This window comes from Amycolatopsis sp. TRM77291, assembly GCF_054166285.1.
Genome location: NZ_JBSZHF010000001.1, coordinates 2,643,001 through 2,662,114, shown reverse-complemented (window position 1 = coordinate 2,662,114; position 19,114 = coordinate 2,643,001). Strand labels below are relative to the sequence as shown.

At 67.8% G+C, this 19,114-nt stretch carries 25 protein-coding genes; 10 read left to right on the top strand and 15 right to left on the bottom strand.

Annotated elements, in window-relative coordinates; all coding sequences use genetic code 11:
- Positions 1-7 precede the first annotated feature (7 nt).
- From ACXIZN_RS12525 to ACXIZN_RS12505, 5 genes are all read right to left on the bottom strand, one after another.
- Positions 8-439 (bottom strand): hypothetical protein, encoded by a 432-nt coding sequence (locus tag ACXIZN_RS12525; protein ID WP_457954484.1) that lies wholly within the window; start codon positions 437-439, stop codon positions 8-10.
- A 307-nt stretch (positions 440-746) separates the two neighbouring features.
- The gene (locus tag ACXIZN_RS12520) at positions 747-2,366 is read right to left on the bottom strand and encodes an acyl-CoA dehydrogenase family protein (protein WP_457954482.1); all 1,620 of its coding nucleotides are present in this window, start codon (positions 2,364-2,366) and stop codon (positions 747-749) included.
- On the bottom strand, positions 2,350-2,955 hold the full coding sequence (locus ACXIZN_RS12515; RefSeq protein ID WP_457954480.1) for a TetR/AcrR family transcriptional regulator: 606 nt from the start codon (positions 2,953-2,955) through the stop codon (positions 2,350-2,352). The genes ACXIZN_RS12520 and ACXIZN_RS12515 overlap by 17 nt, the downstream gene beginning before the upstream one ends.
- Before the next feature lie 32 nt (positions 2,956-2,987).
- Entirely contained in the window at positions 2,988-3,446 is a 459-nt protein-coding gene (locus ACXIZN_RS12510) for a peroxiredoxin family protein (RefSeq protein WP_457954478.1), read from the bottom strand.
- A gap of 20 nt (positions 3,447-3,466) precedes the next feature.
- On the bottom strand, positions 3,467-4,000 hold the full coding sequence (locus ACXIZN_RS12505) for an RNA polymerase sigma factor (RefSeq protein WP_457954476.1): 534 nt from the start codon (positions 3,998-4,000) through the stop codon (positions 3,467-3,469).
- A 144-nt stretch (positions 4,001-4,144) separates the two neighbouring features.
- Here ACXIZN_RS12505 and ACXIZN_RS12500 point away from each other — a divergent pair, with 144 nt between their 5' ends.
- Genes ACXIZN_RS12500 through ACXIZN_RS12485 form a run of 4 tightly spaced genes read left to right on the top strand, consistent with a single transcriptional unit; the run spans position 4,145 to position 6,837 of the window.
- Positions 4,145-4,660: a DinB family protein gene (locus tag ACXIZN_RS12500; protein ID WP_457954474.1), complete on the top strand. Its 516-nt coding sequence runs from the start codon at positions 4,145-4,147 to the stop codon at positions 4,658-4,660.
- Positions 4,661-4,662: 2 nt separating this feature from the next.
- Positions 4,663-5,430: an NAD(P)-binding domain-containing protein gene (locus ACXIZN_RS12495; RefSeq protein WP_457954473.1), complete on the top strand. Its 768-nt coding sequence runs from the start codon at positions 4,663-4,665 to the stop codon at positions 5,428-5,430.
- Complete coding sequence (locus ACXIZN_RS12490; RefSeq protein WP_457954471.1) at positions 5,427-6,185, top strand: putative protein N(5)-glutamine methyltransferase; 759 nt, start codon at positions 5,427-5,429, stop codon at positions 6,183-6,185. Before ACXIZN_RS12495 ends, ACXIZN_RS12490 begins: the two co-directional genes overlap by 4 nt.
- A 10-nt stretch (positions 6,186-6,195) precedes the next feature.
- Positions 6,196-6,837: a class I SAM-dependent DNA methyltransferase gene (locus tag ACXIZN_RS12485; RefSeq protein ID WP_457954470.1), complete on the top strand. Its 642-nt coding sequence runs from the start codon at positions 6,196-6,198 to the stop codon at positions 6,835-6,837.
- 1 nt (position 6,838) lies between these two features.
- Here ACXIZN_RS12485 and ACXIZN_RS12480 read toward each other — a convergent pair whose 3' ends face one another.
- On the bottom strand, positions 6,839-7,660 hold the full coding sequence (locus ACXIZN_RS12480; protein WP_457954468.1) for a class I SAM-dependent methyltransferase: 822 nt from the start codon (positions 7,658-7,660) through the stop codon (positions 6,839-6,841).
- A gap of 50 nt (positions 7,661-7,710) precedes the next feature.
- Positions 7,711-8,550 (bottom strand): SDR family oxidoreductase, encoded by an 840-nt coding sequence (locus ACXIZN_RS12475; RefSeq protein ID WP_457954467.1) that lies wholly within the window; start codon positions 8,548-8,550, stop codon positions 7,711-7,713.
- An 89-nt stretch (positions 8,551-8,639) separates the two neighbouring features.
- On the opposite strand from ACXIZN_RS12475, the gene ACXIZN_RS12470 reads away from it, so the two are divergent.
- Complete coding sequence (locus ACXIZN_RS12470) at positions 8,640-9,017, top strand: winged helix-turn-helix transcriptional regulator (RefSeq protein ID WP_457954466.1); 378 nt, start codon at positions 8,640-8,642, stop codon at positions 9,015-9,017.
- On the opposite strand, the gene ACXIZN_RS12465 is transcribed toward ACXIZN_RS12470, so the two are convergent.
- From ACXIZN_RS12465 to ACXIZN_RS12445, 5 genes are all read right to left on the bottom strand, one after another.
- Positions 8,977-9,414, bottom strand: coding sequence for a VOC family protein (locus ACXIZN_RS12465; RefSeq protein WP_457954465.1), 438 nt, complete (start codon positions 9,412-9,414; stop codon positions 8,977-8,979). The two genes, ACXIZN_RS12470 and ACXIZN_RS12465, sit on opposite strands and share 41 nt — an antisense overlap.
- An 85-nt stretch (positions 9,415-9,499) precedes the next feature.
- Complete coding sequence (locus ACXIZN_RS12460; protein ID WP_457954463.1) at positions 9,500-10,018, bottom strand: DUF4303 domain-containing protein; 519 nt, start codon at positions 10,016-10,018, stop codon at positions 9,500-9,502.
- Positions 10,019-10,054: 36 nt separating this feature from the next.
- A complete protein-coding gene (locus tag ACXIZN_RS12455) occupies positions 10,055-10,504 on the bottom strand; it encodes a pyridoxamine 5'-phosphate oxidase family protein (RefSeq protein ID WP_457954462.1) in 450 nt (149 codons plus the stop codon).
- Between the two features lie 23 nt (positions 10,505-10,527).
- Positions 10,528-11,010, bottom strand: coding sequence for an SRPBCC family protein (locus ACXIZN_RS12450; protein WP_457954460.1), 483 nt, complete (start codon positions 11,008-11,010; stop codon positions 10,528-10,530).
- On the bottom strand, positions 11,007-11,333 hold the full coding sequence (locus ACXIZN_RS12445; RefSeq protein WP_457954459.1) for an ArsR/SmtB family transcription factor: 327 nt from the start codon (positions 11,331-11,333) through the stop codon (positions 11,007-11,009). Before ACXIZN_RS12445 ends, ACXIZN_RS12450 begins: the two co-directional genes overlap by 4 nt.
- 777 nt (positions 11,334-12,110) lie before the next feature.
- On the opposite strand from ACXIZN_RS12445, the gene ACXIZN_RS12440 reads away from it, so the two are divergent.
- Positions 12,111-13,091 carry a tyrosine-type recombinase/integrase gene (locus ACXIZN_RS12440; protein ID WP_034320667.1) on the top strand — a complete coding sequence of 327 codons (981 nt, stop codon included), beginning with the start codon at positions 12,111-12,113 and terminating at the stop codon, positions 13,089-13,091.
- 1 nt (position 13,092) lies between these two features.
- Here ACXIZN_RS12440 and ACXIZN_RS12435 read toward each other — a convergent pair whose 3' ends face one another.
- Positions 13,093-13,476 carry a hypothetical protein gene (locus ACXIZN_RS12435; protein WP_457954458.1) on the bottom strand — a complete coding sequence of 128 codons (384 nt, stop codon included), beginning with the start codon at positions 13,474-13,476 and terminating at the stop codon, positions 13,093-13,095.
- Between the two features lie 66 nt (positions 13,477-13,542).
- On the opposite strand from ACXIZN_RS12435, the gene ACXIZN_RS12430 reads away from it, so the two are divergent.
- Positions 13,543-14,322 (top strand): glycerophosphodiester phosphodiesterase, encoded by a 780-nt coding sequence (locus tag ACXIZN_RS12430; protein WP_457954457.1) that lies wholly within the window; start codon positions 13,543-13,545, stop codon positions 14,320-14,322.
- Positions 14,323-14,379: 57 nt separating this feature from the next.
- On the opposite strand, the gene ACXIZN_RS12425 is transcribed toward ACXIZN_RS12430, so the two are convergent.
- Complete coding sequence (locus ACXIZN_RS12425) at positions 14,380-15,054, bottom strand: transglycosylase family protein (protein ID WP_457954455.1); 675 nt, start codon at positions 15,052-15,054, stop codon at positions 14,380-14,382.
- A 270-nt stretch (positions 15,055-15,324) separates the two neighbouring features.
- On the opposite strand from ACXIZN_RS12425, the gene ACXIZN_RS12420 reads away from it, so the two are divergent.
- From ACXIZN_RS12420 to ACXIZN_RS12410, 3 genes are all read left to right on the top strand, one after another.
- Positions 15,325-16,725, top strand: a complete 1,401-nt coding sequence (locus ACXIZN_RS12420) for an MFS transporter (protein WP_457954453.1) — start codon at positions 15,325-15,327, stop codon at positions 16,723-16,725.
- Between the two features lie 30 nt (positions 16,726-16,755).
- Positions 16,756-17,514, top strand: a complete 759-nt coding sequence (locus tag ACXIZN_RS12415) for a thymidine kinase (RefSeq protein WP_457954451.1) — start codon at positions 16,756-16,758, stop codon at positions 17,512-17,514.
- A 226-nt stretch (positions 17,515-17,740) separates the two neighbouring features.
- Positions 17,741-18,088, top strand: a complete 348-nt coding sequence (locus tag ACXIZN_RS12410) for an RNA polymerase-binding protein RbpA (RefSeq protein ID WP_005151365.1) — start codon at positions 17,741-17,743, stop codon at positions 18,086-18,088.
- A 108-nt stretch (positions 18,089-18,196) separates the two neighbouring features.
- Here the strand turns inward: ACXIZN_RS12410 and dapA are convergent, their stop codons facing one another.
- Positions 18,197-19,102 carry a 4-hydroxy-tetrahydrodipicolinate synthase gene (gene dapA / locus ACXIZN_RS12405; RefSeq protein ID WP_457954450.1) on the bottom strand — a complete coding sequence of 302 codons (906 nt, stop codon included), beginning with the start codon at positions 19,100-19,102 and terminating at the stop codon, positions 18,197-18,199.
- Between the last annotated feature and the right edge of the window lie 12 nt (positions 19,103-19,114).

The following is a 19,114-nucleotide window of genomic DNA, read 5'->3' as shown; positions in this document are numbered from 1 at the left end:
GAACCCGCTACTTCCGGTTGAGCCGGATGATCCCTTCGCTGCCCTGTACCGCGACGACGACGATCACCTGCCGGTTGATCTGGTGGATCGCTCCCGCCGGGCCGGACATCGCCCCGCCCATCCCGCCGGAGGCCGGGGCGAGGCCCACCTTCCCGGCCTGGACCGTGACCGCGAGCGGGCCGGCGCCGCCGTCGTTGGGAACCTGGTCGCCGGTGCGCACCAGCACCTCGCACTCGCCGTCCGCGCAGGCCCTCAGGTCCCGTCCGTCCGCCGCCACGAACGGCGCGCCGGACGGGGCCGCCGCGTCCATCATCGGCACACTCTCCGCGGCAGGCGTCGAACTCGCCGCGGCGAAGATCGGCGTCGGCTCGGCCGCCGCGCAGCCGGCGGCGAACAGCGCCAAGGGGACCAGGGCCAGGCATCTTCGGCGATCGACCATGACCGACGAACGTAGCCGAAGCGCGAGCCCTTGCATGCACCCGAATTCCGCAATCCTGCGGCTGTTCGCCGCAGCACGTGGTCAGGCGGGCACCGAGAGTCCGAAAAGCACGAAAGCGACGGTGAAACCGCCGACTTCGGCAAGGACTCACAGGCCTCCACCGCGCCCCGAACTTCAGATGTCCGTGAAGGCCTCCTTGCCTACCCTGAAGGTAGGGAAGGAGGCCTTCACGGACATCTGAACTCATGATCGGGGCGCGGTCACCAGCCCTGAGGCGTCGTCGTGGAAGGCCGGCACTCCGCGTCGCTCAGACCTCCGCGCGGGCGATGATCGCCCGCGTGTCCACTCCGGACGGAAGCGTCCCGAACGCGACACCCCAGTCGCCGCCGAGCCGCGACGCGCAGAACGCGTCGGCCACCGCCGGCGTCCCGTGCCGCACCAGCAACGAACCCTGGAGCACGAGCGCCATCGACTCGACCAGCCGCCGCGCCCGGTACTCGATGTCCGACAGATCCGACAGTTCCTTGCGCAGCCTGCCCACCGCGTCGTCCAGCCGCGCGTCGGCGCCGGCCGCCTGCTCGACCTCCGTGAAATACGCCGCCACCGACTCCGGCTGCTTCGCCATCGCCCGCAACGCGTCGAGCGCCGCGACGTTGCCCGAACCCTCCCAGATCGACATCAGCGGAGCCTCGCGGTAGAGCCGCGGCATCCCCGACTCCTCGACGTACCCGTTCCCGCCGAGGCATTCCAGCGCCTCCACCGCGTGCGACGGGCCGCGTTTGCACACCCAGTACTTCGTCACCGCCAGCCCCAGGCGCCGGAACGCCTGTTCCTGCTCGTCCTCCGGCCGGTCGGTCGCCGACGCGAGCCGCATCCCGACCGTCGTCGCCGCCTCGGATTCCACGACGAGGTCCGCCAGCACGTTGCCCATCAGCGGCTGATCCACCAGCTTCGCCCCGAACGCCCGACGATGCCGCGCGTGGTGGACCGCCCGCACGGCGCCGTACCGCATGCCCGACGCGCTCCCGACCGCGCAGTCCAGCCGGGTGTTGTTCACCATCTCGATGATGGTGCGCACCCCGCGGCCTTCCTCGCCGATCAGCCAGCCGATCGCGTCGTCGTACTCGATCTCCGACGACGCGTTGGACCGGTTGCCCAGCTTGTCCTTCAGTCGCTGCAACCGGATCCCGTTGCGCGTGCCGTCCGGCAGGACCCGGGGGAGCAGGAAACACGACAGTCCGCCCGGTGCTTGGGCCAGCGTCAGGAACATGTCCGACATCGGCGCCGAGGTGAACCACTTGTGCCCGACGATCACATAGCTGCCGTCCCCGAGCGGACGTGCCGTGGTCGTGTTCGACCGGACGTCGGAACCGCCCTGCTTCTCCGTCATCGACATCCCGGCGATGAGCCCGCGCTTCGAACTCGGCTCACGCAACCCGAAGTCGTACTCCGTCGCCGCCAGCAACGGCTCGTACCGCGCGGACAGCTCCGGATTGAACCGCAACGCCGGAACCGCCGCGTACGTCATCGAAATCGGGCACGTGTGTCCCGCGTCGACCTGGCCCCAGACGTACATCTTCGCCGCCCGCGCCGCGTGCGCGCCCGGCCGGGAATCCCGCCACGGCGCCGCGTGCAGCCCATAGGACACCGCGACGTCCATCAGCTCGTGCCAGTACGGATGGAACTCGACCTCGTCGATCCGGTTCCCGACCCGGTCGTGCGTCCGCAGCACCGGCTCGTTCTCGTTGACCAGCCTGCCCCACTCCTGGGCCTGTTCGCTCCCGGCCAGCCTGCCGAGGGCGTGCACCTCGGCCACCGCCCAGCCCGCGCCCGCCCGTTCCAGCCCCTCCAGCAAGGCCGGATCGGCGGCGGCGTCGTACTCCGCCAGCGGCGGGACCTGATTGGTGACCTCATGAGTGCTCGGCATCGGAACCTCCCAAGGAACGCAGGACGAAAGTGCGCAGCCCGGACACCTCGTCCGCGCTGCCGGTGGTCAACGGGCCGATCAGCACCTCGGCGGCCGCCCCGACGAGCGCCGCCGCCGTGACGTCCGCGTCCTGGGCCGGCAGCACCCCGGAGCGGACGCCGTCGGCCACGTGCTGGGCCACGACGTCACGGAAGGCACGCCGGAACACGAGCCGCTCGGCCTCGATGGGCGCGTCGACGGGCTCGGCCAGCAGCGCGTACGCCATCCGCGGTGTCTTCAGTGCCCGGCTCGCGAAGGTGTCGAAGACCGCCACGACCCGCTCGGCAGGCGTGCCGGGCCGCTCCGACACCTCGCGCACCGCCTCGACCTCACGCGTGACGACCTTGCGGAACAACTCCACGACCAGGTCGGCCTTGGTGGGGTAGTGGCGGTACACGCTCCCGACCGCCACCCCGGCCCGCTCGGCGACCGCCGACACCGAGCAGCCCGCGTACCCGCGTTCGGCCAACTGCTCCATGGCGGCGGCGAGGACGGCGTCGCGCTGCGCGTCCAGACGCTCCTGGACCTTTGGTGTACGGCGATACGGCACCCAAGAAGTGAAGCACTGATTCACACCTTCAGTCAACGCACCCTGGCGAGCTCCTCCACCGCCTTGGCGATGCCCTTCTTGTCGTAGGCACTCGTCGGCATGGTCGCCGCATGGGCATGCCGGACCATCCCGTCCCGGTCGATCAGCACACTGCCCGACTGCTGCAGCATCTTCTTCGCCAGCCCGAACGCCTCATGCGGCGTGCCGTCCCGGCCAGAGACCACCTGAAGCGACAACCCGCGCTTCGCCCGCCACGCCTTGGCCTCCGCCCGGCCCTCGGGAACCGCCACCAGCACCCGCACACCGGCGGCCGCCAGCTCCCCGGACCGCGCCGCAAGGTCCTTCACATGGCCGGTGCACACAGGACACGTGGTCGAGCGCATGAAATAGATCAGCACGCTTGCCGCACCGCGGAACTCCGAAAGCCGCACGACCTGCCCTGTCGTGTCCTCCAGCGCGACGTCAGGGACCGTGGAACCGATTTCGAGCATGAAAACTCCTCAACGGAAGGTCAGGAAGCGGGGTTGTCGAGAAGCGCACGGACCGTCGCCCGCGCACGGTGCAACCGGGACTTCATCGCGGCCGTGCTCAAACCGAGCGCGTCCGCGACCACCCGGCCCGAATGGCCCTGGATGTCACGCATGATCAAGACGCGACGCTGGTCCGCGGGCAACTCGGCGATCGCCGCCGCCACCCGCTGCGCCTCCAGCCGGTCCAGCGCGTCTTCCTCGGCCGAGACCATCGCGACGGACTCCGCCGGAGCCCCGCCACGCACCACCCGGCGGGCCCGCCGAAGGCATTCATTCCGCACGATCCGGAACATCCACGACGCGAGCGCACCCGTGGCCCGCAACGTGCCGATCTTCCGGTACAGGATGATCAGCGCCTCCTGCGCCGAATCCTCCGCGTCCTCCGGCGAAGCACACAGCGACCGCGCGAACCGCTGGACATGCGGATGGGAACCTGAGACCAAAGCGGCGATGGCGGACGCGTCCCCGCCCTGCGCCGCCACGATCAACGACTCCCTCGGCCACTCGGCCTCCACGACAACCTCCTCCTGCGCCGGGCTTGTCCCGGCCCCTACAAGAGCCACGACCCTCGCGAAAGGATTCAGCGCCCTCCACGTGACCCCGCTCACCCCCGCGGGCACACCACGAACCCCACGTCACCCGATGGCATGATCGCCGCTATGACATGGACCGCCCCCGAGGTCACCCGGCCGTCCGGCGACACCGCCGCCGACGAGCGGACCCTCCTGCCCTCCCTGCTGGCCTGGCACCGCGGCACGTTCCTCCACAAACTCGCCGGCCTCACCGGAGAACAACTCGCCACGGCGTCGGTCCCGCCGTCGAACATGACCCTCCTCGGCCTCATCCGGCACCTCGCCAAGGTCGAACGCTTCTGGTTCCGCCTGCGCTACGCCGCACAGGACATCGAACCCCTCTACGACCCCGCCCTCGGCAAGGACCACGACTTCGAAGTCCTCGACGCCGCCAAAGCCGAAGAGGCGTACGACATCCTCCTCGAAGAGATCCGCCTCGCCGACGAAGCCGCCGCCGAAGGATCCCTCGACGACACCTTCGACCTCGGCGGGAACCCGTTCTCGCTGCGCATGCTGTACCTCCACATGATCGGCGAATACGCCCGCCACAACGGCCACGCCGACCTCATCCGCGAACGCGTCGACGGCCACACGGGAGCCTGACCATGGACTACGGATTCGTCGGCGCGGGAGAGATCACCGCCGCCATCGTCGAAGGCCTCAGCAAGGACATCACCAACCCGCCCTCGATCTTCCTCTCACCCCGCAGCCGCAGCGTCGGCCAAGAACTCTCGGCACGCTTCGCCAACGTCGAAGTCCGCGACAGCAACCAAGCCGTCCTCGACAGCGCCACGACGATCATCCTCGCCGTCCGCCCGCCGATCGCCGAAGAAGTCCTCCGAGACCTCACCTTCCGGCCCGACCACGTCCTGATCAGCGCCCTCGCCGGCGTCCCCCTCGACCGGCTGCGCGACTGGGCCGCCCCCGCCCGCGAAGTCGTCCGGAGCATCCCGCTGCCCCCGGCCGCCCGCCGCCAAAGCCTCACCGCGATGTACCCCGACAACCCCGAAGCCCGAGCCCTCTTCGACAGCATCGGCGGCAGCGTCGTCCCCGCCGCGGAGAAGGACCTCGACGTCTTCAGCGGCGCCACGGCCACCTTCGCCGCCCACCTCGACTACCTCGGCACCATCGCCGCCTGGATGACCGACCAGGGCATCGAGGACACCACAGCGACCGCCTTCACCCGGCACATCTTCGGCCAGCTCGGACACGCCCTCGTCCAGCAGAGCGGCTCCCTCGAAACCCTCACCGGCAAGCACATGACCCCCGGTGGGCTGAACGAACAATTCCTCACCGACCTGCGCACCAACGGCGTCCCCGACACCGTCCGCCACGCACTCGACGGAATCCTCACCAGACTGCGAGACGAGTGACCGTCATCGACCGGCTCCGGGCCGCCGGATGCGTCTTCGCCGAAGACGAGGCCCGCCTGATCACCGCCGAAGCCCGCACACCCGGCGAACTCGACACCATGATCCAGCGCCGTGTCGACGGCGAACCACTCGAAGTCATCCTCGGCTGGGCGGAATTCCACGGACTGCGCATCACCGTCGAACCCGGCGTCTTCGTGCCACGGCAACGCTCCGAACTCCTCGTCCGCCACGCCACCACCCTCGCCGGCCCAGGAGCGGTCGTCCTCGACCTCTGCTGCGGCACCGGCGCGCTCGGCGCGGCCATCGCCGCCGAACTCGGCGACATCCGGCTCTACGCGGCCGACATCGAGCCCGCCGCCGTCCGCTGCGCCCGCATCAACGTCGCCGAGGCCAGGGGAGAGGTCTTCGAGGGCGACCTCTACACACCGCTTCCCGCGACGCTACGAGGCCGCGTCGACATCCTGGTCGTCAACGCGCCGTACGTCCCGAGCGACGCCATCGCGATGATGCCGCCCGAAGCACGCGACCACGAACCCCGCGTCGCCCTCGACGGCGGACAGGACGGTGTCGACGTCCACCGCCGCGTCGCCGCCGAGGCCGCACAGTGGCTCGCACCGGGCGGGCACCTGCTGATCGAAACCGGCGAAAGTCAAGCCGCCTGGACCGCGGAAGCCATGGCACACAACGGATTGACCCCCGAAGTGATCACCGACGACGACCTGTACGCGACGATTGTCGTCGGTGCCAGGGGATAGGGTCGCCGCCGTGACCGACTACCTCCAAACCACCCGCACCGCCTACGACACGGTCGCGGCCGACTACGCCGAACTCCTCCGCGACCACCTCGCCGGATCCACCTGGGACCGCGCCGTGCTCGGTGCCTACACCGAACTCGTCCAGGCCGCCGGCGGCGGCCGCGTCGCCGAAATCGGCTGCGGCCCCGGCCGCATCACCGAACACCTCCACCGGCTGGGGCTCGACATCCACGGCGTCGACCTCTCGCCGGAAATGGTCGCCGTCGCCCGCAAGTGGTACCCGCACCTGGACTTCCAGGTCGGGGAGATGCCCGGATTGTCCATTGAGGACGGCGCCTTGGCCGGCGTCGTCGCGTGGTACTCGATCATCCACACGCCACGCGAGCGGCTGCCGGAGATCTTCACCGACTTCCACCGCGTCCTCGCCCCCGGCGGCCACCTGCTCGTGGCCTTCCAGGTCGGCGACGAAGTACGCCACATCGAGCACGCGTACGGGCACGACATCTCCTGCGACGCCTACCGCCTGTCGCCCGAGAAGATCACCGAGCAGCTGGGGGAGGCGAAGTTCAGCGTGCTCTCCACCCTCGTCCGCGAACCGTCGGAGGACTTCGAAAGCACGCAACAGGCCTACCTGATCGCCCGCAAGCAGTAGCTCAAGGACGCCGGGCCTCGACAAGCCAGGCCGCCGAGCCGTAGAAAACGCCTCGATCGGTCTGGTGCTCGGCAAGGTCAGCCCGCAAGGCGGCCACGGCCGCGGCACGCGTGGCCTCGTCCAGGTCGTTCAACCGGCCGCCATGCTGCTCGACGATGAAGTCGGCCGCATCGTCCACGTCCCGGCCGAAGTACATCGGCTTGTCCACCGCGGTGCACCGGACCTCGGAGTACCCGGCCGAGACCAGCAACCCTTCGGTCTCGGCCGGGTCGCTCAGCGCGAGATCCGACGACGGCACCGCACGACCGGCCGCGAAGATCGTCCGGAACGTGGAGATCCACTCGTTGAGCCGCAACGGTCGCCACGTCAGCAGCACCAGACGGCCACCAGGCCGGGTCGCCCTGGCCAGGTTGGCGAACGCCGCCAGGGGAGTACCGAAGAACATCGAACCGTGCCTGCTGATCACCACATCGAACCGCGCCTCGCCGAACGGATGGATCTGCGCATCCACCTGCTCGAAAGAGACATTGGGAACGCGTTCCTCGTCGGCGAGGCGACGAGCGAGAGCGAGCATCTCCCCGGAGAGGTCGACACCGAGCACGGAACCGCCGCTGGCGAACCGCGCCGCGTCCCGCGTCGTCTGACCCGCACCGCAACCGACGTCGAGGACGTCGTCCGCCGGCCGGATGCCGGCCGCGTCGAAGAACGTGTCGCGATAAGCGGCGACACCGTCGTTGAAACGCTGCGCGCGCTTCGCCCACAGAGCGCCGTCGTCACCGTCCCACGCCTGCAACATCCGCTCGTTGGACGGATCGACACGCATTTCGGCAACCCCCAGGTTCGTTTCCGGAGGATGACCCTAGCGCGAACCCCTCAGCGGAACGCGGCGACATTCCTCGCTGCCCAATCGGCGAACGACCGCGGCGCACGGCCGAGAACCCGGTGCACATCCGGGCTCACGCGCAGTTCCGCCGGCGTCGGAGAACTGAGGATGTCCAACGTGTCGTCCGCGAGCTCCGCCGGCATGCTCAGCGCCATACCCGCCTTCGCCTCGGCACGGGTGAGCTCCTGGAACCGCACCGGCGAACCCAGCACGGCGGCGAGAACCTCGGCCTGCTGGCGCGGCGTGATCACCTCCGGACCGGTCAGCTCGTAGAACTCACCGAGATACCGCTCGTCCAGAAGACAAGCGGCCGCGACCTCCGCGATATCCGCCGGATCGACGATCGGCACCCCGGTGTCACCGAACGGCGCCGCGACGACCTGCCGCGAACGGACCGACTCCGCCCACCACAAGGCATTCGAGGCGAAACCACCCGGCCGCAGGACGGCCCACTCCAAACCGGACTCCCGCACGACGTCCTCCAGCGCGCGCATCGCGATCCGCGTCGTACCGAACGGTCGCGTCGCCACACCCAGGGAAGAGAGCAGCACGACCCGGCTCACCCCGGCGGCCGCCGCCCGGCCGATGATGTCGGCCGGGTTCGCCCCGACAGCATGCAGATCGCCGGAAAGCAGCAGGAACAACGCCTTCGCGCCGGTCAGCGCCTGGTCGAGCCCGGCAGGCTCGGCCAGATCGGCCACCACATGCCGCCCACCCGGCGGTGCCGCCGCGACATGCCGCGACACCGCAGTCACCTGTTCGCCTGCCTCGGCCAACGCCTGGGTCAACGGCCGGCCGATGTTCCCGGTCGCTCCGGTCACCACGATCATGAACAGCTCCTTCGTTCGATCTCGACGTGGCGACGCTAAGGAGTGCGGCTTACTTTTCGTAAGTACATACCCGGAGGTAAGCTCCTCCCATGGCAGGAGGCGCGCAGTTCAAACCGGCCGACACGGAGCCGCGGTATGAGGTGTTTCACACCGACTGCGCCGCCAGTGGCGTGGTCGGCCACGTCACCAGCCGATGGGGGATCTGGGTGCTGATCTCGTTGCAGCGCAACGATCTCCGCTTCTACGAACTACGCGAGAGCATCCAGGGGATCAGCGAGAAGATGCTCGCCCAGTCCCTGCGCGCCCTCGTCCAGGACGGCCTGATCTGGCGACAGGTCGAACCCACGACGCCACCACAGGTCACCTACGGTCTTACAGAGTTCGGCCGCGACGTGAGCGAGCCACTGGTGGAACTGTTCGACCGGATCACCCGGCGTCTGGTCCCTCCCGACGAGGAGCAGCGTTGATGTTGACCATCCAGGTGATCCCGAACCTGTCCACGAGCGCGCCGGCCTCATCGCCCCACACCTGCTTCTCCAGAGGCATGGTCACGGTGCCGCCGACGGACAACTTCTCGAAATGGCCACGAAGCTCGCCGTCACCACCGAGGTAGACCGCGACGTTGTTGCCAGGGGAGTGCGGCACGTCCTCGATCTGGCCATCGACGTCACACGCCATCAGCGTGTATCCGTGCGCAGTGACGAGCTCGGCATGCATGACCTTGTCGGCGCCAGGGGCGCCCGGTGAACCGAAATCCGCGATGGTGCCGATCTCCAGCTTCCCGCCGAGCACCTGCTGGTAGAACTCCATCGCCTCCCGTGCGTTCCCGTCGTACCTGATGTACGGGTTGAGTCGAGACCCCATCTGAATTCGCTTTCCCTTCGTATAGGTGGATCGCGAGCATTCCACCGAATACACGACATCCTCTGTCGGGTATTCGCGACAGGAATCAGCCCCAGTAGGCCAGCCAAGCATCCAGCGCCGGTCCCGGCGGGTTCAGCCAACGAGCCCGGACCACGTTGTCATCGTCGTCAGGAACGACCTCGACCAGAACCAGCACGTTCGCGCGAGCCTCACCGACACCGAACAGCCCTTCGTCGGCCAGCCTGCGCAACGCGGTCTCCATCGCGCGCAACCGAAGATCGAACTCCGCCTCGGACGCGTCGTCGTCGGCGAGGTCGAACACCTCCGGCCGGGAGGCGAACATCTCGCGGACGGGCTTCAGGTGTTCCTCGCCCACGATCGAAAACGGGGAATCGGCGTAGGAGTAGCGGACGTCGTCAGCGTCCGCTCGCTGAGCCAGAGCCTCCTGCGACCACGCCGACAGAGCCGGGCCGAACGCCTCACCAGGCGTGGTGAGCGTGACGTAATAGAACGTGTGACCGGGGTTGTCGCGGAACAGGTCCGTGATGGCCGCACGAGCAGCCGCGGTCAACGCGTCGGCGAGTTCGGCTTCGGTAGGAACCACCACGGCATCGAACCACACCAGGCCGCGCATCCGCGGTCAGACCAGCCACTGACCGGACTGCATCAGGGTCCTGCCGCGGAGCTCGGCGAACGAGCGCCATGCTTGCAACCGAGTCGGAGTGAGCTGGAGGTAGACGAATCCGGGGGTATGCCGAGGGTCAGGACCACCGCGCAGCAGTGAAGCGAACGGGTCGGCGATGGCGGGGTCGATCGCGTCGGGCTCGATGATTTCGATCGAGCCGTCGATCATGACCACGTCGTAGTGCCGGCCGACGGCTGCTCGTGCTCGCGCGGTCGCGGCCACATTGGACACCGTTCGGCTGTTCGCGAAGGTCGCGAAGGTGAGCACTTCGCCGTTGTGGTGAAACAGGAGCGGGACCAGATGCGGGCCGCCGGTATCACCCGTGGCCAACCAAGCGGTGGTTTCCGAACACAGCAACTCGAGCACATCGCTCTTGCGTTGCAAGGGATTCCGAGGGGGTGGCATCGTGTCTACGGTCGGGGCCGTCATCAGCGGCCCCCGGTCAGCAGTTGGGCATAGCGGGCCAGGTACAGCGGCCAGCCGGCGTCGCCTCCCACGCCGTCGCTGACGGCGTTCCAGCCCGGTCCGTGGCGATCCAGCTTGCGGTGTTCGAGTTCCACCCGCGTGCGCTGCGCGGCTTCGGCGATGAAGCGGACCTCGACCTCGCTCGTGTGCTCGTGGTCGCTTTCAATCTGCCATTGAGGGCTGATGTCCCAGCTGAAGACGACGCGATGTGGGGGATCGTAGGTGAGTATTCGAGCCCACCGGCACTCGCTGCCGTCCACCCCGCGGTCGAAGATGTGGCCACCCACGCGGGGTTCGAACACGGTCTCGACGATCTCGACCTGAAGGAGATTGTGCTCGGGAGGCTTGAAGTCGCCGAAACGCTCGGTGAAAACGATGAACGCCCGTTCGGGCGGGGCGTTCACGACGATCTCCTTGTGCACCGCCGGGTTCGTTGCCTGGGTCATCGCTTATCTCCTTCGGGCTGTTCGACGGCGTCCTTGTAAGCGGACAGCGCGCGGCTCCAGTAGGTGTCGAGCTGATCGCGCAACGCGCCCACGGCAGTCGCGTTGAGCTGGTAGATGCGCTTCGTTCCGAAAGGGTGATCGGTGACCAACCCCGCGACTTTGAGGGCCTTGAGGTGCTGGGAGACCGCCGGCCGGCTGATCGGCAGCTGGTCGGCGAGTTCTCGGACGGACTGCGGCCGCTCGGCCAAACGCTCGATGATCGCGCGCCGACTCGGATCCCCGAACGCGCTCCACGTGGCGTCGGATATTCGGTAAGTGCCCACGAACCGTAAGTCTAGGCTTACGGAGCTTCGGTGGCAACGGCGGGAGACGAGGGATTCCATCTGCCGTGCCCAAGCCGGCATGACCGTTTGCGGGTCTGCGCATCTCAATCGGGCGGTGGGGCGGATCCGACCGAGCACCCGTGGGGCGCCGGGCGTAAATCCGGTTCATGAATCAGGCGAGAGCTTGAGGAGGTCGGAACACGACCTATCGCCGCAGGCGAGGAGGCGCCGCAGCACCTTACTTGACATAATGTACATTATCGGCACTTTGGCCGACCTGGATAACGATGGTCGAGAGGGGTCCCGAGGTGGACTGAAAGCGTCCTTCGTCGCATGTCATGCAGTGAAGGCGTCCTTCGTCGCGTCAGATGCGGACATGGCTTCCTTCGGCTTCCGGGGCCCCCAAGCAGGTCTCCCGTGACGACCCAAGGCGCCCCCGGGGACGCGAAACGGATGTCCGATCACCCAGCCTTAATACGTCACTGTGACGAATCGATAGGGACCTCGGAGGCCGCAGACGATCAACGGAGGCGTCCGGCGCGGATAGATCACTTCGAGCCAGCCGGCCTCGCTGGTGATGGCTCGGGTTCGAGGCGGTCGCCAGGGGCGTCATGCAACGAGTCATTCAGGGCGTCAAGAGCGAACCGGTTATGGCGCCCGGAGCGGCGAGTGAACCAGGATCCCCCGCAAGGGGTTTCCGGACCCATCACTCCGTTTCATGCATAATCACTATTATGCATGAAACTGAATATAACCGAGTGTAAGACTGTCGGTGCCATGCGGTACAAGATGTTCATGAGGGTTTCCGAGGCACAGCAAGCCTTTTTCGCCGCACGTCGTCCCCGTAAGGATTCGCCTCACACCACCGACGCCTACCGCCGCGACCTCGCCGGCATCACCGCTCTCCTGCTCCGCGAGCTGGGCCGCTCCCCTGACGAACTCACTGTCGAGATGCTCACCGCCCAGGCGCTCCGCAACGCCTTCGGTGCCTTCGCGGACACTCACGCCAAGAGTTCGGTGCTCCGTGCCTGGTCGACCTGGAATCAGTTCCTCACCTTCTGCGTGTCCGACGGGCTGCTCGCGGGCAATCCGATGGGCGCGGTCGCCCGGCCGAAGGCGCCTCCGCTGACGCCGAAACCGTTGCGGGGTGAGGAAACCCCGGAGCAGTTGCTCGCGGCCGCCGCCGACGGCTCACGTCGTACGAGGGATCCGTGGCCAGAGCGGGACGTCCTGGTGATCGCGCTGGGACTGGTCGCCGGGCTGCGTGCCGCGGAGATGCGGGCGCTGACCGCGCGTTCGCTGGTCGGCCGTCAGGGCGAGATGCGGTTGCACGTCCATGGCAAGGGAAGCCGCGACCGGTCGATCCCGGTGCAGCCGATCATGGAGAAGATCATCGAGGAGTACCTGGCCTCCTGTCGCCGCCGGTTTCCGCAGCAGCGGTTCGGGCCCTCCACTCCCCTCCTCCGGGATCGTGCGGGTGAGCCGATCGGCCGCGGCGCGCTGGAGTACCTCGTCAAATCCTGTTACCGGTGGGCAGGCTTGCACGACCGTGTGCCGGTCGGGGCGAACCTCCACGCGTTGCGGCACACCTTCGCGACACGGCTGGCGGAGGACGGCGCGACGGCGTCGGAGATCATGGCCCTGCTGGGGCACGCGAGCCTCGCGACCAGTCAGAACTACATCGAGGCGACGGGACGTGAGCAGCGTGCGGCGGCCGCGAGCAACCGGACGTACCGCGCGCTGGACGGGATCGTGTAGCTCAGCGGAGTTGTTCGAGGTCCTTGGCGGCCTGGGCGATTTCGCCCGCGAGTCCACGGAGTTCGGCGACGGAAGCGCCGTCGTCGGCCGCGGTGACGACGTCTTCGGCGGCGCAGCGGAGTTGGAAGAGCCGGTCCTGCAGGGTGGCGATCTCGGTGTCGGAGAGGACGACCGCGTCTTCGGGGAGGCCGCTGCGCTGGAGGGCGGTGCGGCGTTCGTAGGCGCGCTGGCGGCAGGATTGCCCGCAGTAGCGGCGGCGCCTGCCGACGTTGCCGCCCTGTTCGAGCCGTCGGCCGCACCATCCGCAGTGTTTGGGTGCGCCGGCGCGGCGTAGCTCGGACACCTCTTCGGCGGGCGTCTTCGGGTGTTCGGCCACTTCCCTCACGGGTCAGACCCTAGCTGGCCATCCGGCGATCATGCCGGGGCCACGACCGAAGTGCACACTAGTGGGGTGCCGACACTGTTCCCGTACCTCGCCGACCCGCTACCGCGTGCCTTCGCCCATCGGGGCTGGCACCTCGGTGACCTGGAAGGACTGGAGAATTCGCTGCCCGCATTCCAGCAGGCGGTGGCGGAGGGTTATCGCTATCTGGAGACGGACGTGCACGCGACGTCGGATGGTGTGGTGGTGGTTCATCACGACGCGTCGTTGGATCGGACGACGGACGGCGCGGGGTTGATCTCCCGGCAGACGTGGGCCCAGCTGCGGACGGTCAAGGTGGGTGGCCGTGTGCCGTTGTCGCGGCTGGAGGACGTGCTCGAGGAGTTGCCGGAGGCGCGGTTCAACATCGATGTGAAGTCGAACGAGGCGGTGGCGCCGTTCGTGCGGGCGATCGAGCGGACCGGTGCGTACGACCGGGTGGCCGCGGCGTCGTTCTCCGACGCGCGGCTGGCGCGGATCCGGAAGCTGGCGGGGCCGAAGCTGGTGACCGCGATGGGGCCGCGTGCGGTGGCGGTGATGTGGGCGAACGGGTTCTTCCCGCTGGTGTCGTTGCGGGCGTTGTCGCGGGGTGCGATGGCGCAGGTGCCGGTGCGGCAGGGGCGGTTGAAGGTGGTGGACCGGGCGTTCCTGCGGCAGGCGACGCGTGGGGGTTTCGAGGTGCACACGTGGACGGTGGACGATCCGGCGGAGATGCGGCTGTTGCTGGATCTGGGGGTGCACGGGATCGTGACGGACCGGCCGGATCTGCTGCGTGAGGTGCTTCGGGAACGCGGCGCTTGGCCTTCCTGATCCGCGTTTAGTCCTCTGAATGCGTTGCGAGCGCATTCAGAGGACTAAACGCGGGGGTCAGCGGGGTGCTTTGCCATTCCAGGCGGCGTCCCAGGTCTTGGGTCCGAGCCGTCCTGAGTCGTTGATGCCGTTGGCCCGTTGGAGGGCGAGGACGGCTTCGCGGGTTTTGTCGTAGTAGCAGCCTGTTCCGGTGAAGCCGTAGCCGAAGGCGTTCATCCGGAGCTGGAACTGCTTCAGTGGTGCGGCGCAGTCGCCGTAGGCGTAGACGACGCCGGGCCAGGCGGGTTTGGGTCCGCCGGGCGGTGCGGGCGGGGTGGGCTTCGGCTTGGGCGGAGGCGGCGGGGCGGGTTGTCCTCCCCCGCCGATGTAGGCGGAGTCGGCATAGGACGGGACGCGTTTGCTGCGGCCGTCACTGTCGTTGCGGAAGCCGAGCTTGCCGGCGCATTCCCAGGGTTGCCAGCCGCGCATGCGGTAGAGGTAGAGGGCCCGGTAGTCCTGCTCGCGGGGGGTGGCCTGGTCGGGGCGCCCTTGGCCGCCGACGCTGCGCCAGGTGGGCAGGTCGAACTGGTAGGCGCCGTAGTAGCCGTTGCCGGTGTTGATGTTGTAGCGCCCGCTCGATTCACACATGCGGAGCTTGGCCCAGTGGGAGCCGTGGGGATCCGCGGCGGCGGATCCGGTGGTGGCGATCTGCAGGCCCGTCACGGCGAGGGCGAGCAGGAGCGTTCTCGCCACTACGCGGTGTGCTGTGCGAAGGCGATGGGTCCTCATGAGCGGAACAGTAAGTATCAGTCCCGTGCTTCACAAGAGTCACAAATCGCTCACCAGCCTCACACGAAACACACGCGGATCGTGGCAGCGACACGCCGACGATGGCCGGAAAGGTGTCCGGCAAGGGTTCGTCCCGCGTCGAAACGAACACGGTCCGGACTCGTGCCGGACACGTGGGTGTGATCACCAGTAGTCTCCCGCTGACCTCGATGTTCTCGACTTCAGGAGCAGTGCATGACGGTGGCCGTGACCCGTGAACGCAAGCGGGTGTGGCGGGCTTGGTACCTCTACGACTGGGCCAATTCGCCGTTCTATTCGTCGGTGATCACCGTCTTCGGAGCGCTCTATTTGAGCGAGATCGCGTCCGCGGACGCGAAGGCGAATTTCACCCTTAACGGGGACAGGGCGTGCACCGATTCGAGTGGAGCCTCGAGCACGCTTCAGAACTGCGATGTCTCTTTGTTCGGGCTCCAGTTCCCCGCGGGTTCGCTGTGGGGGTATCTGCTGTCGATCGCGACGGTGACGCAGGTGCTGGTGCTGCCGATCGCCGGCGCGATCGCGGACCGGAGCAGGCACAAGCGGCGGATCCTCGGTGGGTTCGCGTTCCTGGGCGCGGTGGCGTCGGCGCTGATGTTCTTCATCGCGGGGACGAACTGGGAGGTCGGGGTATGGACGTTCATCCTGGCCAACATCGGTTACGGCGGTGCGCTGGTCGTCTACTACTCGTTCCTGGTGGACATCGCGGAGCCTGACGAGCGGGACGCGGTGTCGTCGAGGGGGTGGGCTTTCGGGTATCTCGGCGGTGGTCTGGCGCTGGCGCTGCAGCTCGGGTTCTTCCTCGGGCACGAGGCTTTCGGGGTGAGCGAGTCGCTCGCCGTCCGGATCTGCTTCCTGACGTCGGGGATCTGGTGGGCGGTGTTCACCATCCCGGCGGTGCGGGCGCTCCCCCAGACTCATGTGCCGAAGTCGGGTGAGCGGGGCCTGTCGGTGTTGACGGCCGGGTTCAAGGAGCTGAAGCGGACGATCAAGGACGCGAGGGCCTATCCCCTGACGCTGGCGTTCCTCGGGAGCTACCTGGTCTTCACCGACGGGATCACGACGGTGGTGGCGGTGTCGGCGCAGTACGGCAAGGACGAGCTGAAGTACAGCACCCAGGTGCTCATCGTCACGATCCTGGTGATCCAGTTCCTGGCGTACGCCGGGGCGATGATCCACGGTGCGATCGCGGCGCGCATCGGGGCGAAGAAGACGATTCTGGGCAGTCTGGTGGCCTGGGTGGCCGTGTTGTGCTTCGCGTTCTTCATCGAGGCCGGTCAGCCGTTGCAGTTCTACGCGGTGGCGGTCGGGATCGGGCTGGTGCTCGGCGGGACGAACGCGTTGTCGCGGTCGTTGTTCGGGCAGATGATCCCGGAGGGGAAGGACGCGCAGTACTTCTCGCTGTACGTGGTCGGCGAGCGGGGGACGTCGTGGCTCGGTCCGCTGCTGTTCGCGGCGGTCGGGCAGATCACCGGCTCGTTCCGGTACGCGATCATCGCGCTGGTGATCTTCTTCGTGCTCGGTTTCGTGTTCGTGTGGCTGGTGCCGGTGCGCCGGGCGATCGAGGCGGCGGGTAACCGACCACCGGCGGTGCTGTGAGGGCGGAGCGTGCCGATAGGGTCGGGCGTCGTGACCGTACTGAAGGAGAGTGGCCCGGATCCCACGGACGCGTTGTCGTCGGTGCCGGTGGCGGGTTCACGGCGGGGTGTGCCGGTCGTCGGGAAGCTGAAGTTCTGTTACGGGCCGATGGACTGCGGGAAGTCGACGCTGGCGTTGCAGATCGACCACAACCACGCGCGGCAGGGTCGTCGCGGGATGGTGCTGGTGCGGCATGACCGGTCCGGTGAGCCGCAGATCACGAGCCGGATCGGGTTGACGCGCAAGGCGACCGAGGTGGGGAACGAGACCGACCTGCGGTTGCTGGTGCGTGAGCAGTGGGCGGCCGGGCGGCATGTGGACTACCTGATCGTCGACGAGGCGCAGTTCCTGTCGCCCGATCAGGTGGATCAGCTGGCCGAACTGGCCGATGACGTCCAGATCGACGTGTACTGCTTCGGGATCGCGACGGATTTCCGGAGCATGTTGTTCCCCGGTGCGGCGCGGTTGTTCGAGCTGGCGGACGAGCTGCAACCGGTTCAGGTCGAGGTGCTGTGCTGGTGCGGGCAGACGGGGCGGTTCAACGCGCGGGTGTCCGATGGTGAGGTGCTGCGTGCCGGGGACACCGTGGTGGTGGCGGATACCGAACAAATGTTCGTTGAATCTTCATCGACATCACGTTCTGAGGGCGAACCGAACACGGTCCGTTATCAGGTATTGTGCCGTCGCCACTTTCGACTGGGCGACCTGGGCCCCACCTCGGCCCAACACGGTCAGTTACGGTTGACGTGACAGGCGTACTACTAGCCCATCTGGGGGATATCCGCACCAAGATGGCCGTATTGACGTCACGCCAGAGCGCGAAACCACTCCTACTAGGAGAAGCTGTTGCCACCGGGTGACACAGCTCATCGTGAGCAAGGACATGCTGTCCAGGGAATCCTCTGGCCCTCATCGTCGTTGCATAGGGTGAGCATCACCCTGGCTCCACCCGGAGCTGACTGAAAGGACCCCCATCATGGCCGACCGTGTTCTCCGTGGAAGCCGGCTGGGAGCGGTCAGCTACGAGACCGACCGCAACCACGACCTCGCGCCTCGGCGCACCGTGCGCTACGCCTGCCCCAAGAACCACGAGTTCGAGGTGCCCTTCTCCGACGACGCCGAGATCCCTTCGGTGTGGGAGTGCAGGCTGCACGGCAGCGAGTCCGAGATCGTGGACGGCGGGCAGCCGGAGCAGAAGAAGGTCAAGCCCCCGAGGACGCACTGGGACATGCTCCTGGAGCGCCGTTCGATCCCGGAGCTCGAAGATCTGCTCAACGAACGTCTCGCCGAGCTGAAGGGACGCAGGACCACCCGGTCCGCCTGACGCACGGCACAAGTAGCTAGCCCCACCACGAACCGGCGAAGCCCCCGCGACCTCCCTCCGCGGGGGCTTCGCCGTGTCTCGGGGATCTCGTGAGTGGTTAGAACCGTCCTAACCACTCACGAGACCTGACCGACTCAGCGCAGGCGCCATGGCGACGCGAAGCCGCCGCAAGTGTTCTGGCGGTGATTCGAGCAGAGGGAGCCGGACCGTCGCATGCGGGATGACACCGAGCTCGACCAGTGCCGCCTTGGCCATGATCGCTCCCTGCGAAGTGCGCATGACCGCGTCGGCCAAGGGAAGCAGCGCGGCGTTGACCGTTCGCGCGGTGTCGAGGTCTCCCCTACGGACGGCGGCGATGAGTTCCGCGTTCCGGTCGGCGTAGGCGTTGCCCACGACGCTGACCAGGCCGGTGGCGCCCGAGGCGAGGTACGGCAGGTTGAGTTCGTCGATGCCGCAGTAGTAGGCCAGCTGTGTGCGCGCCATGACGGACATCGCCTCGAACAGGTCGCCTTTGGCGTCCTTCACGGCGCGGATCCTGGGGTGGCGGGCGAGCTCGATCAGGGTCGCCGCGTCCATGGCCGTCCCGGTGCGGGCAGGGACGTCGTAGAGCATCACGGGCAGCTCGGTGGCGTCGGCCACGGCAAGGCAGTGCGCCACGATCCCGGCTTGCGTCGGCCTGGAGTAGTAGGGGCAGACGAGCAGGAGCGCGTCGGCGCCGGCCGCCTCGGCTTCCTTCGCGCGCCGGATGCAGGTGACGGTGTCATAGGTGCCGACGCCGGCGATCACGCGTGCCCGGTTCCCGGCGTGGGTCGCCACGGTGCGGACGAGCCGGGCGGTTTCGGTGTCGGTCAGGGTTGGGGCTTCGCCGGTGGTCCCGCCGACGACGATGCCGTCGCAACCGGTGTCCAGCAGGTGGTCGACCAGGCTGGTGAGGCCGGGTTCGCTGAGTGCGCCGCCGGGTTCCATCGGGGTGACCATGGCGACGAGGTTGGAGCCGAAGAGGGTCTCGGTCATGCGGTCGATCCT

Excerpts from the sequence above, each read along its gene's own strand:
- ACXIZN_RS12510 (WP_457954478.1), bottom strand. The coding sequence starts at position 3,446 with ATGCTCGAAATCGGTTCCACGGTCCCTGACGTCGCGCTGGAGGACACG.
- ACXIZN_RS12410 (WP_005151365.1), top strand. The coding sequence starts at position 17,741 with ATGGCCGACCGTGTTCTCCGTGGAAGCCGGCTGGGAGCGGTCAGCTAC.
- ACXIZN_RS12465 (WP_457954465.1), bottom strand. The coding sequence starts at position 9,414 with ATGGGGTCTCGACTCAACCCGTACATCAGGTACGACGGGAACGCACGG.
- ACXIZN_RS12480 (WP_457954468.1), bottom strand. The coding sequence starts at position 7,660 with ATGCGTGTCGATCCGTCCAACGAGCGGATGTTGCAGGCGTGGGACGGT.
- ACXIZN_RS12455 (WP_457954462.1), bottom strand. The coding sequence starts at position 10,504 with ATGCCACCCCCTCGGAATCCCTTGCAACGCAAGAGCGATGTGCTCGAG.
- ACXIZN_RS12450 (WP_457954460.1), bottom strand. The coding sequence starts at position 11,010 with ATGACCCAGGCAACGAACCCGGCGGTGCACAAGGAGATCGTCGTGAAC.
- ACXIZN_RS12500 (WP_457954474.1), top strand. The coding sequence starts at position 4,145 with ATGACATGGACCGCCCCCGAGGTCACCCGGCCGTCCGGCGACACCGCC.
- ACXIZN_RS12470 (WP_457954466.1), top strand. The coding sequence starts at position 8,640 with ATGGCAGGAGGCGCGCAGTTCAAACCGGCCGACACGGAGCCGCGGTAT.
- ACXIZN_RS12520 (WP_457954482.1), bottom strand. The coding sequence starts at position 2,366 with ATGCCGAGCACTCATGAGGTCACCAATCAGGTCCCGCCGCTGGCGGAG.
- ACXIZN_RS12475 (WP_457954467.1), bottom strand. The coding sequence starts at position 8,550 with ATGATCGTGGTGACCGGAGCGACCGGGAACATCGGCCGGCCGTTGACC.
- ACXIZN_RS12420 (WP_457954453.1), top strand. The coding sequence starts at position 15,325 with ATGACGGTGGCCGTGACCCGTGAACGCAAGCGGGTGTGGCGGGCTTGG.
- ACXIZN_RS12495 (WP_457954473.1), top strand. The coding sequence starts at position 4,663 with ATGGACTACGGATTCGTCGGCGCGGGAGAGATCACCGCCGCCATCGTC.
- ACXIZN_RS12440 (WP_034320667.1), top strand. The coding sequence starts at position 12,111 with ATGCGGTACAAGATGTTCATGAGGGTTTCCGAGGCACAGCAAGCCTTT.
- ACXIZN_RS12525 (WP_457954484.1), bottom strand. The coding sequence starts at position 439 with ATGGTCGATCGCCGAAGATGCCTGGCCCTGGTCCCCTTGGCGCTGTTC.
- dapA (WP_457954450.1), bottom strand. The coding sequence starts at position 19,102 with ATGACCGAGACCCTCTTCGGCTCCAACCTCGTCGCCATGGTCACCCCG.